This is a genomic window from Kitasatospora sp. NPDC032757 (assembly GCF_055579305.1).
In genome coordinates, this window is sequence record NZ_JBVINN010000028.1 from 9293 (window position 1) to 24786 (window position 15494).

Below are 15494 nucleotides of genomic sequence, written 5' to 3' on the forward strand. Positions count from 1 at the left end.
AGGGCTGTTCACACCGGGGAGCGCGGCGAAGCCGGACCAGTTGCCGTTGGCGAAGCGGGTCTGGTGGTAGACGTTGCCGTCGTTGCCGATCGCCAGGACCTGGCTGGACCCGTCGGGCAGGCCGGCGATGGCGACGTCCCCGGCCGCCATTCGCGGGCTGTTCACACCGGGGAGCGCGGCGAAGCCGGACCAGTTGCCGTTGGCGAAGCGGGTCTGGTGGTAGACGTTGCCGTCGTTGCCGATCGCCAGCACCTGCGAGGAGCCGTCCGGCAGACCCGCGATGCCGGCCCGGCGGGCCGCCATGGTGGGCGTGCCGATCCCGGGGAGCGCCGCGAAGCCGCTCCAGCCGCCGTTCGCGGCGCGGACCCCGTGGTAGAGCTGGCCGTCCAGGCCGATGCCCAGCTCCTGCGAGGAGCCTCCCGGCAGCCCGGCGACCGCGGCCTCCGAGCCGCGGAACACACCCGCCCCGCCCGCCAGCGGGCTGAAGCCGGGCCAGTTGCCCGAGCTCTGGCGCACGCCGAGGAAGAACCCGGAGGACTGCGACGGCGGGGCGCCGGTGAGCTGGATGTCGAGGTAGTCCTGGTCGATCCCTATCGTGAAGCCGCCCCAGGTCTCCGGGTCCTTCGGTGAGGCGTACTGGTGGGCCCGCTGGTGGTTGGACCAGTAACCGGCCGGTATCGCCGGGTCGTTGGTGTCCTCCTGGCCGTTCCAGTTGGCGCTGAGGACGGCGTCGGGCATGGTGTAGGCGCTGTTGCCGGCGTTGGTGGCCAGGTCCTTCATGCCGGACGAGGAGCTGCTGTAGACACCGGAGTTGTAGCCCAAGGCGTGCAACTCGTTGGTCCAGGCAGTGAGGAAGCCCAGCACGTTGCCCGAGTACTGCGCGACGTAGGCCTCCATGTCGTAGTAGAGGATCGTGCCGGGGCCGAAGCCGAGGGCCTGGGCCTGGCTCACCGCGTCGTCGGCGGCGTTGGCGCCCTCGGCGGCGGGGGAGGCGATCTTCGAGGCCTGGACGCCGACGTACAGCGGCATGAAGGCCCAGCCGCCGGCCTGCTGCTGCTGGACCCAGGAGGCCGTCAGGTTCGGCTGGGCGCAGGCCCGCTTGGCGCCGCCGATGTAGATGCCGACCGCCCGGTACGGGGAGGAGGTCATCCACGCGTTCATCGCGGCGCCGGAGGGCGCCGTACAGGCGTCGAACCCCTTGCCGGTGTAGTTCGTCGCCGACGCGGGTATCGACGCCGACGCCGCGGCCATGGCCAGGTCGGACGGCGGGGCCGCGGCGCTGGTGGACCGCGGTGCGACGGCCGCCCGGGGTGCCGCGGGTGCCGGCGCCGGCTGGTGCGCCGGCTCGGGGGTGAGCCCGGCGCCGGTGATGATCCGCCGCACCAGCGGCTGGTCCGCGTCGTACGTCCCGGTCACCGCGACGACACCGTCGTTCGCCAGGATCGTGTGCGCGACGGGGTTGGAGCCCTCCCGGTCCGGTGCGGCCGCCGTGGCGGGCTCGACCAGCAGGGCCTCCGTGCGGCCGATCAACCGCGGCGGACAGACCTGCTGTTCGCCCGGATGCCCGAGGTACACGGCGTGCTGGTCGAAGCGGACACAGGCCTGCGGGTCCACAGCCAGATCCACCACCGGCCAGGCCGCCGGCACCTGGAAGACGTGGCCCTTGTACGTCACCGTCTTGGTGTCCGGACCTCCGGCGGGCGCGGCTTCGGCGGAGCCGGCGGCGGGCGCCGCCATGAGCACGGCCGCCGCGACGGCCGTGGCGCTCCGGAGCGCTGTCATACGGGACTTCACCCAGATCTCTCCTGACATGGCGAAGGCCGCGCGCTGAGAGGTCGGCCGCGGCGTCGGCGGCCACGATATACACGCCCGCAACGGCCGACCGTCGCGGGCCCCTCCCGTCCGGCCTCGCGGCCCATCTCGGGGCCAGTGCGGATCACCCGGCCGTGGATGCGGCGGAGGTGGGCCAGGACCGAAGCCGGACCAGCTGCTCCTTGCCGAGCTCCGCCCGGCGGGCCTTCGAGCTGGCCGGCCAGGCCCCGGCGGCAGCCCCTCGTCCGCTTTTGCGCGCGCGGCACCTTCGTATGTCCTTCCCCTCCACGAACGCTGCTGCTGGCGCCGCTGGAGGCCGCCACCGCCGGTGACGGTCTCCAGTGACACCCCCGACGGTTCGCCGCTGAACGACGTCTCCTGACAGTGAGTCAGGGGAGCCGGGTGACGAAGGGGGGCGCGGCGACAGCGCGGCCCGCGGCGGGTCCTTTCGGGCGAGCTTCATCCGCATTCGAATCTATTTGTCCGGAGCATCGTTGACGGAGCATCGGCACGGGCCGAAGGTGCGCCGTCGGGTCCGCGTTCGGGGCCCTCCCACCTCCTGGGTGACGGCGTTTGACGAGATCAGCAGGCCGCTGACCGTGCTCGAGAGCTCCGGCAGCTGCTGGACGGAGAACCAGGTACCGCAGGCCGTCGTCCGCACCAGCCGGGACTCGGACGTCTCCAACAGCTCCCTGTCCCGGCTGTCACGGGCGCGAGGGGGGATCCACCGGTGTGATGCCGAACGAGCCGCCCGGACCCTGGCGCCGGCGGGCATCACGGCGAGTCCGAGTCGGTACGTCCGCGTGTGCTGCGGCCGAGGGCGGTCCCGCCCCGATACGCTGGATCGGTGAACCGCCTCCTGCCGTGGCCGCGCAGACATCCGGTCGGCCGGCCGGAATCGCGGACGGACTACGCGGGCGCGCTCTACGGCTCCCTCCTCGCCGCCTCCGTCATCGCCGCGGCGAGCGCGGTGGGCGACTTCCCCCGGCTCCAGCTCGTGGTGCTGCTCCTCGTGACCGGCCTGGTCTTCTGGGCGGCCCACGTCTACGCCCACCTTGCCGGCGAACGACAGGTCGGCCAGACGATCGGCTGGGCCGAAGCACGACAGGTCGGGCGGCACGAGTGGTCGATCGTCGAGGCGGCGGTGCTGCCCGCCGTGGCCGTGGGGCTGAGCCCCTTGCTGGGACTGGGGCTGAGCGGCACGGCGTGGCTCGCCCTCGCGGTCGCGGTGGCTCAGCAGGTGGCCTGGGCCTACCTCGGCGCCGTGCACGCCGGAGCGTCCCGCACCCAGGCCGGTGTCGAGGGGATGATCAACCTCGTCCTCGGTCTGGTCATCGTGGCGGCGAAGGCGGCCATCGGACACTGAGCGGGGCGAGGGGGACGGGATCGCTTCGGTCGCGGACCAGCCGTCCCGGCTCGGTCTGGCCGGGACGGGTTGTGCCCGGACACCGTGCTGGCCCGCGTGTCGTACGGGCAGGCCCGCGCTCTGCTGGACGAGCACACCGCGGTGCGCGGGCCTGGCACGGGCCGGGACCTGCACGAATGGCGGCACTCCGGTCTGACCCACCTCGGCGAGGCCGGGGCGAGCCTGCTGATGCCGATGGCGAAGTCGCGGCACAAGAAGGCGGAGAACGTCCGCCGCTACTTCAAGCCGTCCCCGGACGCGACCGCCGAGGTCACCAGCCTGCTCGCGCCCGGCGACAGCCGACGCTGAGTCACTTCTGAAGTTGCGTTGCCGCCCTGGTCGGAGTCCCTTGGGCATCGAGCATGAATCGAAGAGGCCGATGTGACCATCAGGGTCCGCCGCTGCTTTGCCTACCTGCGGCCCGCCGGGCGGGCTGGCCCCGCCTGGCGCGTGGCGTCCGGTCAGCAGTTCAGTCGGCGGTGTCGTCGTGTGCCAGGTTGCCGCCCAGCTCGCGGGAGGCCTCGGCCTGTGCCAGCAACTCCTGAGCCTTGGCCTTCACGCCCTCGATGGCGTCGGCGCCGGCGACGAACCGCAGCGGCGGTTCCTGCCGATCGGCGATGGTGAGCAGGGCGCGGGCGAGCTTGGCGGGGTCGCCGGTCTGCTGGCCGTTCATGCTCTTCCAGGCATCGATCGTGGCGCGGGTGCGCTCGGCGTAGTCGTCGATGGTCGGCTCGGGCCAGGTGGTGGAGGCGTCCACCAGCAGTTCGGTGCGGAAGAAGCCGGGCTCCACCACCGTGGTGCGGATGCCGTACGGCTCGACGTCATAGCGCAGCGACTCCATCCAGCCCTCCACGCCGAACTTGGAGGCGGCATACGCAACACAGAACTCCTGGCCGATCAGGCCGGCGGACGAAGAGAGGGTGATGACGTGGCCGGCACGCTGCTTGCGCATGAGCGGCAGGATCGCGCGGGTGACGTTCATGGGGCCGAAGAGGTTCGTCTCGATCTGCTGGCGCATCTGCGCGGGCGTGATCTCCTCGAAGTAGCCGGCGAAGAAGTTCCCGGCGTTGTTGATCAGGACGTCGATGCGCCCGAAACGGTCGACGGCGGCCCGCGTGGCGGCCTCGGCATCGTCCAGGCTGGTGACGTCCAGCCTGGTGACCAGCAAATCGTCCTGCGGCCCGCCCAGGGTCTTCTCCACCTCCTCGGGGCGCCGGCCGGTGGCGACGACCTGATGGCCGGCGGCGAGGGCCTCGCGGGCGATGTCCGTGCCCAGACCGCGTCCGGCACCGGTGACGAAGATGACCTTGCTCATGAGAGGTTCCTTTCGGGCGCGGTCGGCGCCCTGTGCGGGGTGTGGTGGCGATGCGTGGCAATGCCACGAGCTGTCTCGGTGGATGCGTGGTCAGGCCTGGTCGGTGGGCATGATCCACAGCTCGCCGACGGAGGCGTGGCGGGGACGGGTGACCATGTAGGCGACGCCCTCGGCGATGTCCTCCGGCGTGAGGACCTCGGTCTGCTCGTAGAAGGGGTCGGTCATCTCACCACGCATCTCGGGCTTGTTGTGTGAGGCCAGTTCGGTGTCCACGCCGCCCGGCTCCAGGACGCCTACCCGCACGTGCCGCTGGGTGACCTCTTGGCGCAGGGACTCGGTGAAGCCGTTGACGCCGAACTTGGTGAGGTTGTAGACGCCGTAGCCGTTCCACGCCACGCGGCCGGCGATCGAACTGATGTTGACGATGTCGGCGACCCGGCGCGGGACCTGTTCGGCTGCCGGCAGCAGGTGCGGCAGGGCGGCGCGGGTGGTGTAGAGCAGGCCGTGCACGTTGACGGCAACCATGCGCTCCCACTCCTCGGCGTCCGCGCCGACGACCGGGCCCAACAGCATCAGGCCGGCGTTGTTGATCAGGATGTCGAGGCGTCCGAACCGCTCGGCGGTCTGCCGCACGGCAGCCTCGGCCTGGAGGCGGTCGGTGATGTCCGCCTCCACCACCTGTGCGGTGCCGCCCGCCGTCTCGATCTCGGCGGCCAGGTCGTCCAGGCGGTCCCTGCGGCGGGCCACGAGCGCGACGGCGGCACCGTGCTCGGCGAGCCGACGGGCGGTGGCGGCGCCGATACCGCTGCTCGCGCCGGTTACGAGGGCGACGGTACCGGTCAGTTTCAATGCCATGGATGGTTTGTCCTGTTCTCTGGCCTTACAGCACAGGCGGTCACATTCAGACCAATCAGAGACCGGCCGGCGAGTGCCATGAAGTGCGTTGAAGTGGCTTCGCTATCCAGGCAACCACCCGCCGACCCCGCCCGGACGCCCGTACGGGGTACCGCTCTTCGGGGGGTCTGCCAGTACCCCTTCCAGGGCACGCCGCCCGCCCGGGCCCGCCGTACGGTGGACCCATGGACCGCAGCACCGAGATACGCGAGTTCCTGCGCACCCGCCGGGCCCGGATCACCCCCGAACAGGCCGGTCTCGCCCCGGACCCGCGGGCCCGCCGGGTCCCGGGGCTGCGCCGCGAGGAAGTCGCCCAGCTCGCCGGGGTCAGCGTCGACTACTACATCCGCCTGGAGCGGGGCCGCAGCCAGGGCATCTCCGAGACGGTCCTGGACGCCGTCGCGCGCGCCCTGCAACTGGACGACACCGAGCGCTCCCACCTCTTCGACCTTGCCCAGCCCACCGCCGCCCGGGCCCGCAGCAGCCGCCCGCTCAGCCCGCAGAAGGTCCGACCCGTCCTGTACCGGGCGCTGGACTCCCTCAGCGTTCCCGCGATGGTCCTGGGACGACGCATGGACGTCCTGGCAGCCAACCGCCTCGGTTACGCCCTCATCGCCGACTTCCAGGCCCGACCCCACCGGGAGCGCAACTCCGCCCGCTTCATCTTCCTCGACAAAGCCGCCCGCACCTTGTACACCGACTGGGAGCGGGTTGCCGGTGACTGCGTGGCCACCCTGCGTCTGTACGCCGGGCGCCACCCCGACGACCCCCAGCTCACCGAGCTGATCGGCGAGCTGTCCGTCCACAGCGACGCCTTCCGCCGTCTGTGGGCCGACCACGACGTCGTCGCCCACACCGGCGGCACCAAACGGCTGCACCACCCGCTCGTCGGCGATTTGACCCTTGACTACGTGGTCCTGGCCGTCGAGGGCGACCCCGACCAGACCCTCGTCATCTACACCCCCGAGCCCGCCTCCCCAACAGCAGAAGCCCTCGGCATCCTCGCCAGCTGGACCAGCACCTCCACCACCAGGCCTCAGGCCCCGGAAGAGACTCGCCGAGCCGGCTGATCCCGCCCAGGACCCCAGCTCCCCATCACTGGTCGGCCGCCCCCGGGTCGCGCAGAGGCCGCAGGACCCCGGGCAGCTCCGGCAGCTGGAAGGAGTACCGGCCGAGCAAGTAGACGTGATGCGTGGGCGAGGGTGAGGGCGGGTTCCCGGTCGAGGTGGACGGCCAGATCGACGGCCCGCCGGACGAGCCCGCCTCGGATGCTGGCGATGATGACGGGGTGCCGGTGCAGTGCCAGCCGGGCCCACGGGTCCAGGGCCTCGACGACGCGGTTGAGCTCTCTGCGCCCCGATTCCCTTCCTCGACCGTCGACGGGGACCCAGCCGGCGTTTCCGGGTTCGTCTGCAGAACTGCGGCCAGGCCTGTTTCGAGGTCGAGTGTGGTTCCGAGGGCATCGACAAGAGTGGCGTGGTGCGCGTAGACCATGACTTCCCGGATCCCTGTTCCCAGGTCCAGGAACCCTGCAAGGTCGTGAACCAGCTTCATCTGCTGTGCGGTGAGCCACCGGTTGACCGCCTCGTCCTCCGGAACGGGCTCCGACGTGTTGGTCAGGCGATCTCCGACGGGCTGTAGCCGGACACACTCCAGGCCAGAACCTGACGCTGGCGAGGCGGAAGGTCTCCGAGCAGTTCCATGAGTTCGTGTCGGCTCTCCCACTCTGCCAAGAGGCGGTGCGCTCTGTCAGCGTGAACTGGCGGCAGCGGGAATTCTGGCGTTCGATTCGGGGGTCAGGCTGTGCGCCGGAGGAAGACGCCGTGGAGCCCGGTCATGGGTCGCTGCTCACGGGTCGCTGCCAAGCCGGGGTGTCGGCGCACGCCCCCCGATGACCGGGTCCAACGCCCTCGTGCGGCTTCCGGTCCCCTCGGTCACACGCAGGCAGTGCTGAGCAACTGGTCGGCCGGCTCCGGAGCCCGCCCGCGGAAGCCCCCTACCGGCGGACACTCCTAGCGGTCCTCAGCCGGGCCCCGGTGTCGTCGTCGAAGTCCTCGCAGAACGCGGCGAGGGCATCGGTGAGGTGATCCATCGAGCGTGCGGCGAACAGGACGGGCTGGTACCCCTCGACCCGGTACGCGGTGCCTGCCATCGCGCGCAGGTCCCAGTCGCGGATCTCGCACCAGGGCAACCGGCGCAGCTCGCCGGGCGAGGAGAGCAGCGCCGCGCCGTACGCCTTGACCGCCCCGGCCTCGGTGACCACGCCGCATTCGAGGGTGTACCAGTACACCTGGCTGAGCAGGCTGAGGGCTTCCTCGGTCCGCACCTGTGCGGCTGCCCGGCCGACCAGGCGGTACAGCTCGGCGAACCGCGTCGAGGCCAGGTGGACGCCGTGGCCGAACACGTCGTGGATCACGTCGGGTTCGGGCGTGTACAGCGGAGCTGCGGGGTGCCGGACGAACTGCACCGCGTGGAAGTAGCCGTGCCGCAGCGCCCCCAGGAACCGCCGGTTCGGCACGAAGCCACCGGCCAGGGTGAAGTCGAATCCGGTCCGGGCCCGCAGGTGCGCCCCGACCTCGCCGTGCTGCGGGATGCGGTCCGCGGGGATGCACGCGTCCTCGCGGGCGGCCAGCACCGCCCGGCACGCGTGGGCCCGCAAGGCGGGCTCCAGCGCCGCGTGGACCGTGCGCCACGTCGCGTGCTCCGCAGTGCGGTAAGCGACCGACGGCGAAGGGTCGCCGACCCAGTGGCTGCGCGCCAACGCGACGAGCGCGCCTCGCCGCGCCAGATAGCGGGGGTCACGCAGACCGGGGTGCAGAGCGACAGGAGCGAGCCTGCCGTCCGGCGTGACCGGGACCAGCTCCGATGCATCGCTCATGGCTTCTACCGTTCCCCGGTGGGACCGTGAATCACCATCAACGACTCCAAGGCGCCCCCGGCTGGGCTGGAACGATGAGGCTTGCCCGAGGTCTGCGTCGTACCAGCGGGAAGGAGCTTTCTGCGTGCACACCGCCGGGGCACGTCCCAAGCTCGTCGTCACCTCCGACGGCCGCGGGGTGGTCGGTCACGCCGGCTCGTTCCTGGTCGCCGACCCGGCCGACGCCACCGACCTCACCGGCGCGTTCAGCAACGCCCTGCGCCGACTGCGCCCGCGCGGCACCGGACACGACCGCGCCGTCGAGTCCAGACCGGATGAGCCGGAGACTTCGGGGACACTTTTCTGACCCCAGACCCGCAGCAGGCCGACCGCTCCCATGCCCCTCATGTCGCTCACATGGCCGTATGCCCGTGGCCAGCACGGATCCTCTCCCGACCCCGGACAATGACCGTGCCGAGCACGGTGGAGACGTACGCGATGCGCACTTGTAGGTTCCGCGCTTCGGCGTCCAATTCCGGGCCGCCATGTCCAGCGGATGCCCAATTGGACAAGACGCGTGGAAGCGCTGGCCAGCGCGTTCACTCTTTCGGGCTACCTCGTAGTCGTCGCTGAGACAGCGGTCACGGCCTGGACTCACCGTGGTCGTGGCGGTTGAAGGGCGGCAGAAGGGGGGCGACGTACTCGTGTCCGTAGGAAGTGTTGTTTCGTCAGCGACGTTACATGCAAGGCACGTGGACGGCAGTGCGTTCGCGGAGTGCGCCTTCAGTGAGGCGTCGCTGAGCGACCTCTTCGACGCGGTCCCCTGGCGCACGTTTCGCTGGCACCTGGGCCAGAAGCACTATTCTGGGTCCTTCTGGTCGGCGACGGAGCAGGCTCTGGTGATCTACGAGTCCCGGCTGGAACTGGCCCGGTTGCTGTTCGCGGATTTCGACCCTGCTGTGTCCCGGATCGTCGCACAGCCATTCCTGATGACCGCGCACGTCGATGGCGCGGTGCGCAAGCACATCCCTGACTTCCTGCTTCGCACCGCCAAGGGCCCGCTGGTCGTGGACGTCAAACCGGCGCACAGGGTGTCACGTCCGGACGTCGCCTTCACGTTCGACTGGAGCCGACTCGTCATCGAGTCGCGTGGCTGGGGCTACCAGGTGTGGAGCGAGCCGCCAGTGGCGCTGTTGGAGAACGTACGTTTCCTGGCCGGCTACCGCCGGGCCTGGCTGTTCGACCCGATGCTCCTGGACGCACTTCGGCTGGCCGATCTGAACGGCGCGACGCTGGCCGAGGCATTCGGCTCAGTCCCGGCCTTCGATCCCGACGCGGTGCGCTCGTCGGTGTTCCATCTGCTCTGGTCGGGGTGGCTGACCACGGATCTGGACCGTCCGCTGGGATCGGCGCACGTTCTGCGGCGGCGGCCGTGAACTCCGGGACCGTGAGGCTGGGAGTCGGCACCCGGATGCTCTATGACGGCGAACTGGTGGAAGTCGTCGAGACCGTAGCGACGACGGCTGGCAACGAGGTCGTCCTGAAAGACAGACTCAGCCGGTTGCTGCGGGTATCGGTCAAGGAACTGCTGTTCTCCGACCGGGTGCAGTTCGTGCCCGACGAGCCGGGACCGTCCTCGGCCGACGACATCGACCTGGCGGCCGTTGTGCTGTCCCGGCTGGGTCTTGAGGAGCGACAGCAACTGCTGGAGAGAGCTGCGCACGTCCGGGAGGTCCTCTACGGCTACCGGTCGGGCAGCCGTGAGCTGGCCGGCGAGGGCGAGCCGCGTCCCGGCTACGATCCGGCGCTGCCGAAGATGGTCCGCTATCAGACCAAGGCCGACGAGCTCGGCGTCTCGGTACGCACCATCGGCCGCTGGGTGGCAGGGCTGGAGAGCGGCGGCGAAGCCGCTCTGGCGACCATGGCGTTGACGAAGAGCGTCCTGGATCGGTGTGATCCGCGCTGGGTGGAGACGGCGATCGAGGTGATGGTCGAGTACGTCGACCAGGCCACGCCGATGCGCAAGACCGTGATCGACCGAACCCGGGCCAGGCTGATCGCCCGTTTCGGAGAGGGCGCGGTGACGGTGCCCTCGAAATCCAAGGCTTACGAGGCACTGGCGCTGCTGGAGAAGCAGCATCCGACGTTCCGGTTGAGTACCAAGCGGAACAGGGACATCGCCGGTCGGCCGAAGGAGGCTTACGGCAGACTGCGTGCGACCCGGCCGGGTGAGTACGTGCTGATGGACACCACCCGGCTGGACGTGTTCGCCTTGGACCCGCTGACACTGCGATGGGTGAACTGCGAGCTGACGGTCGCGATGTGTTGGTACACGCGCTGCATCGTGGGGATGCGTCTGACGCCGGTCTCCACCAAGGCGGTGGATGCAGCTTCGGTCCTCTACCAGGCATACCGGCCGCTGCCGGTGCTGCCGAGCTGGCCGGCCGAGGCGGTCTGGCCCGAGCACGGGATCCCGCGGTCGGTCCTGATCGACCCGCAGGCGATCGAGGGGCCGATCGCGCGGGCTGCTGGGCCCGCGTTGGCACCGGAGACGATCGTCATCGACCACGGGAAGATCTACGTCTCGGATCACCTGACCAGCGTCTGCGCGCGGATGGGGATCTCTATACAGCCGGTCCGGCTTCGCACGGGCCGGGACAAGGGACCGATCGAGCGATTCTTTCGGACCCTGCGTCAGGACCTGCTCTATGGCTTGCCCGGCTACAAGGGCCCTGACATCTTCTCCCGCGGGGTGCACCCGGAGGGTGAGGCGTTCTTCTTCCTCGATGAGCTCGCCGACAAGATCCGGCAGTGGATCGCGGCAGTGTACCACCACAAGCCGCACCGCAGTCTCGTGGAGCCGGGGGTTCCCGGCCTGCGGATGTCCCCGGCGCAGATGTTCGCTCACGGCATGGCCAGGGCCGGCCATATCGAGGTGCAGCGGGATCCTCATCTGGGCCTGGAGTTCCTGGAGACCTCCTGGCGGACGATCCAGCCCTACGGGGTGGAGATCGGGGGGTGCCGCTACGACGGCACGGGGCTGCCCAAGGACGGGCGGCCGAGTCCCTACCCGAATGGGCTGTGGCCGTTCCAGGTCAATCCGGACGACATCACCCGTGTCTACTTCCGTGACCAGGACCGGCGCTGGCGCGTCCTGCACTGGGAGCATGCCCCGGTCCTGAACATGCCTATGAGCAGGGACGCACTGCGATATGGACGCGCATTGGCCGCGAAGCAGTATCGGCATCCCAACGACCGCCTGGTGACAGCTGACTTGTTCGAGCGGTGGAATCTGGGATTCGGCCAAACGCTGGCCGAGCGACGGATGGCGTTGCGCATGGCTCGTGATCAGGCGGCGTTCGTGATCGACATCGAGGACGACAAGCCTGTGGCCGAGGATTCAGGACCGCCTGCACAGGAGGTTGGCGATGACGACGCGGCCGACTTCGAGGGCTTCGACGGCGGAACTGACCTCGACGAAGACGCCTTCTACGCCGACGCCCTGGAGGACCTGTGACCGCGGTGGGGGCCGGCCCGGCGGCACCGGAGGATCCGGCGTGGCGTGCCTTGCCCCTGGACAACCTGACGCTCACCAGGAAGGAAGGCTTCGCGGCGTTCGCCGAGGCGAGAGAGACACCCGCTCCGCCCATACTGACCATGGCCAGCCTCAAGGCGCTCGATCCGCAGGCGCTCGAACACTACAACGATGACCGTCGCAGGTTCCTCTCCAACCTGCGGCCGATCAAGACCATGCAGGCTCGGGAGCTGTCCGCGGACCTCGCTGACATCTTCGACGCGGGGGTGCACCAGCCCAGTTGGCAGGCCAAGGGCATGGCAGCGATCGACGCGTTCCCCGGCCTGGGCAAGACCACCGTCGGCCTCTCGTTCGCCAAGAAGGTGCACAACACCCTGATCGGTCAGTACGGGAGGTTCACCGAGGCCGGGCACGAGCGCTGGCCCGTGATCCGGGTCGGCATGATGGGCGATACCAGGGTCAAGGACTTCAACTGGGCGATGCTGGAGTTCTTCGCCCACGCCGGGCGCAACAGCGGCAGCGCCAACTCGTTCCTCTCGCGCGCCCTGGACTGCGCCGTGTCCTGTGAATCGAGGCTCCTGCTGGTCGACGACCTGCAGTTCCTCCAGTTTCGTTCCCGCCGCGGCACCGAGCTGGCCAACCAGTTCAAGACGATCGCCAACGAATTCCCGCTGATGATCCTGTTCATCGGCCACGACCTTGAGGGCAAAGGGCTCTACGACGATCCCCAACTGGCCCGCCGGGTCACCCCGCTGGGACTCCAGGCGTTCAGCATCGAGCATGAGCCCGGCCGCGAGCAGTGGCGCCGCTTCCTGCTCTCCCTCGAACAGCGCTTGGTCCTGGCCGGCAAATACCCCGGGATGCTCGCCGATGACCTGTCCGACCAGCTCTACGCCCGCTGCAGTGGGCACATCGGCTCGCTCATGTCGCTGATCAGGCTCGGCTGCCTCCGCGCGATGCGCACTGGGGAGGAGCGTCTGACCGAGAACGTGCTCGCCCAGGTCAAGCTCGACCGGGCAGCCCAGCAGCAACTGGCCGAGTGGGAGGCGTCCCTCGCCTCCGGGAAGTCGACCAGCAAGCCGAACAAAGGCGGGAACAAGGACAGAGGGCAGCGATGACGGTGGTGCCCCGGACGCTGCCGATCCGGTTGCCCCCGATTCCGGGTGAGGCGCTGGACTCGTGGCTGGGTGCCATCATGCACCGCAGCAGCATCGATCTCCGTGACCTGCTCATTGCCGCTGGAACGCCGTTCCCCACCCGGCTCGACCACGCTCCGGACTACACCACCTACCTCACAGCTGAGGAAGCCGACCGACTCGCCCGGATCACCGGCACCGAAGCAGACCTCCTTCACGCCATGACGTTACGCCGCTACGACGGCTCCGCGCTGGCGCTGCACGACACCCGCAGAGCGGTACGCCGTGTCAGGCTCTGGGGCCGCGGCGTCGGCTCCCGGTACTGTCCGCGATGCCTGGCCGAAGGCGGCGGCCGCTGGCCCCTCCGCTGGCGTCTGACCTGGTCGATCGCCTGCACTCACCACCAGGTGCTGCTCGCGCACACCTGCCCGGTCTGTGGGCGATGGCCGCACCGCCGACCTTCCACCAGCCATCAGGTGCGCCGGCATGAATGCTCGGCACGAACCTCCAGTGGCGGGACCTGCAGAGCCGACCTGACGCGCAGCGAGCTCATCCCACTTCCCCCGGGCAGCCCGGTCCTGCCCGCACAGGAATGGGTCAACGGACTGCTGAGTCGGATCGAGGCCGGCGACGCCGACCCCAGCCTGCGCGAAGCCTTCACCGATCTCACTGCCATCGCCGCCCGCAGCCTCCTGCGGGCCGAGCCGGGCGACTTCATCGCCTGCGGGCAGCGGATCGAGCAGGCACGCCAACGCCACGGGAACAGCGCGCTATACGCGCCGGTCGACGCGGCCGTGATCGCCGGACCCTTCACCCGCGCGGTCGAAATCGTGCGCGATCCGCTCTCCGAAGCCGCCTTCACCGCCATTCGCACGCTGGTCGACCGCGAGGCCACGGTCATGCCGAAGGGGCCGACAGAGCAGATACGCCGCGGCATCACACGGCTGGCCTCGGCGTGTCTGGAAGAGCAGTTCTGGCGAGCCGTCGATCCCCACCTCTCTCTGGGGCCTCGGCTTCGCTATCGCACCTGCACCACCCGACCCCGGGCCCCAGCACACCGAGACCGCGTGGTCGTCGCGCGGACGCACTCGCTGCCACAGTTGCTCTGGCTGGACTGGGCGCTGCTGCTGTTCCCTCCGCAAGCCAACCTCTCCGACCGCTACAACTACCATTTATGGCGAGCAGCCCTGGCCGCGACCGTCATGCTCCCGGGCTGGTGGCAACAGCGCTACGACCTCGCGACCTCACTCCTGCACGGCGATCGACGGCTACCCCTCGCGGAGTTCCTTTCCAAGATCGCCAGGGGCAGCACCGACCTGCCCGCCGCGATCTGTCTTCTCGCCGAGCACCTCGACCAGCACCCAACACCCATCGACTATGCCCGCCGACGGAAGTTGAAAGGCACCGACCTGCTGCCCGAGGCCACATGGACCGACATCCGCCGCCGGACCGGAACGCCGCCTGACGACCAGTACCGACTCCCGGCGGTTCGCAGATACCTCTACCAACGCATGACCGGCTCGGACCTCTACTCATCCTCCGGTTCGCTGAACCTGGACTCCGTCGACAGGACCAGGAACCTACCGGTCATCTTGACGCCGTCGCTTCTGGAGGCTCTCGACGAGCACGCCGCGAACTACCTGACCTCGCAGCGCATCAGTGAGCCCGTCACCTGGTCACCCCCCCTGGCGATGGTCGACCACCTTGACCTGCCAGGCCGAGACATGCCTCTGCCTGACACCGAACATGCAGCCAGATTGATCAGGAGTCGCCTCTCACCAACAGCCGCCGCCAACGCACTCGGCACCAGCCCTGAGCACCTCAGGCTCGCTTTCGAGGCTCGGCACCAGGCAGCCGGGGCGCCATTGCGACAGCATCGACCAGATCGCTGCGAAGGAGTTGAGGAACCCGTGCCCAGACGCATTGATGTCAACTCTTCGGCCGAGGCCCGAGCCAAGCCGCCGCACGGGTCCACGGCCAAACGGACACCCGCCCAAGTACTGCGCGAGGCCAGAGCCCGCGACAGCGACGCCAAACGAGCCCGGGTACTCAAGACCCTCAACGAGATGGCCACGACGGGAGAGAAGATCACCTTCCTCAGACTCGCTCGCACAGCACGGGTCTCGAACTGGCTGGTATACGCCGAGGGACTGCGCGAGCACATCGAGGAAGCGATCAAGAAGCAGAGCGGGGCTGCACAACGCGAGGCGGAGGTGGGTTCGCCCACCTCCGCCGAATCGCTGGCGGCCGACCTGGAGTTGGCCAGGGCAGAACTCAGAATCTTGCGCGCGGAGCGGGATCGGCTCAAGACAGGCATGGCGCGGCTGCGGGAGACCGAGGCCGAGCGTGATCGGTTGCGTAAGGCGCTGAAGGAGACCGAGGAGAAGCTGGAGTCCATGCTCAATGAGAGCCGCTCGTCTTCAAGTCACCGCGCAGAGAAATGACACGAAAGCCGGAACGATCAAGAAGATTCAGAGTGCGGAATCAGACAAAGGCACAGCCCATGGATTCACCACATCTGAACGCGGAACCTACAAGCC

Annotated in this window: 12 protein-coding genes; 8 read left to right on the forward strand and 4 right to left on the reverse strand. The window is 69.3% G+C overall.

Annotation, left to right across the window (positions count from 1 at the left end; genetic code table 11):
• On the reverse strand, positions 1 to 1782 hold a 1782-nt coding region (locus ACZ5WK_RS26455), incomplete at its 3' end, for a glycoside hydrolase domain-containing protein (protein ID WP_465550726.1).
• 877 nt (positions 1783 to 2659) lie between these two features.
• Between ACZ5WK_RS26455 and ACZ5WK_RS26460 the strand changes: the two genes are divergently transcribed.
• Complete coding sequence (locus ACZ5WK_RS26460) at positions 2660 to 3178, forward strand: hypothetical protein (RefSeq protein WP_465550728.1); 519 nt, start codon at positions 2660 to 2662, stop codon at positions 3176 to 3178.
• A 96-nt stretch (positions 3179 to 3274) separates the two neighbouring features.
• On the forward strand, positions 3275 to 3526 hold the full coding sequence (locus tag ACZ5WK_RS26465) for a hypothetical protein (protein WP_465550730.1): 252 nt from the start codon (positions 3275 to 3277) through the stop codon (positions 3524 to 3526).
• Positions 3527 to 3686: 160 nt separating this feature from the next.
• On the opposite strand, the gene ACZ5WK_RS26470 is transcribed toward ACZ5WK_RS26465, so the two are convergent.
• Complete coding sequence (locus ACZ5WK_RS26470) at positions 3687 to 4532, reverse strand: SDR family oxidoreductase (RefSeq protein ID WP_465550732.1); 846 nt, start codon at positions 4530 to 4532, stop codon at positions 3687 to 3689.
• A 90-nt stretch (positions 4533 to 4622) separates the two neighbouring features.
• Complete coding sequence (locus ACZ5WK_RS26475; RefSeq protein WP_465550734.1) at positions 4623 to 5387, reverse strand: SDR family NAD(P)-dependent oxidoreductase; 765 nt, start codon at positions 5385 to 5387, stop codon at positions 4623 to 4625.
• A gap of 224 nt (positions 5388 to 5611) precedes the next feature.
• On the opposite strand from ACZ5WK_RS26475, the gene ACZ5WK_RS26480 reads away from it, so the two are divergent.
• Positions 5612 to 6496, forward strand: a complete 885-nt coding sequence (locus tag ACZ5WK_RS26480; RefSeq protein ID WP_465550736.1) for a helix-turn-helix domain-containing protein — start codon at positions 5612 to 5614, stop codon at positions 6494 to 6496.
• A gap of 926 nt (positions 6497 to 7422) precedes the next feature.
• On the opposite strand, the gene ACZ5WK_RS26485 is transcribed toward ACZ5WK_RS26480, so the two are convergent.
• Entirely contained in the window at positions 7423 to 8304 is an 882-nt protein-coding gene (locus tag ACZ5WK_RS26485) for a phenylalanine 4-monooxygenase (RefSeq protein ID WP_465550738.1), read from the reverse strand.
• 124 nt (positions 8305 to 8428) lie between these two features.
• Between ACZ5WK_RS26485 and ACZ5WK_RS26490 the strand changes: the two genes are divergently transcribed.
• The 5 genes from ACZ5WK_RS26490 (at position 8429) to ACZ5WK_RS26510 (ending at position 15398) form a co-directional block, all read left to right on the forward strand.
• The gene (locus ACZ5WK_RS26490) at positions 8429 to 8650 is read left to right on the forward strand and encodes a hypothetical protein (RefSeq protein WP_465550740.1); all 222 of its coding nucleotides are present in this window, start codon (positions 8429 to 8431) and stop codon (positions 8648 to 8650) included.
• Between the two features lie 385 nt (positions 8651 to 9035).
• Positions 9036 to 9719, forward strand: a complete 684-nt coding sequence (locus ACZ5WK_RS26495) for a TnsA-like heteromeric transposase endonuclease subunit (RefSeq protein WP_465550742.1) — start codon at positions 9036 to 9038, stop codon at positions 9717 to 9719.
• 11 nt (positions 9720 to 9730) lie between these two features.
• A complete protein-coding gene (locus ACZ5WK_RS26500; protein WP_465550744.1) occupies positions 9731 to 11800 on the forward strand; it encodes a transposase family protein in 2070 nt (689 codons plus the stop codon).
• A complete protein-coding gene (locus ACZ5WK_RS26505; protein WP_465550746.1) occupies positions 11797 to 12936 on the forward strand; it encodes a TniB family NTP-binding protein in 1140 nt (379 codons plus the stop codon). The genes ACZ5WK_RS26500 and ACZ5WK_RS26505 overlap by 4 nt, the downstream gene beginning before the upstream one ends.
• The gene (locus ACZ5WK_RS26510) at positions 12933 to 15398 is read left to right on the forward strand and encodes a DUF6262 family protein (RefSeq protein ID WP_465550748.1); all 2466 of its coding nucleotides are present in this window, start codon (positions 12933 to 12935) and stop codon (positions 15396 to 15398) included. The genes ACZ5WK_RS26505 and ACZ5WK_RS26510 overlap by 4 nt, the downstream gene beginning before the upstream one ends.
• The last annotated feature ends 96 nt before the right edge of the window (positions 15399 to 15494 follow it).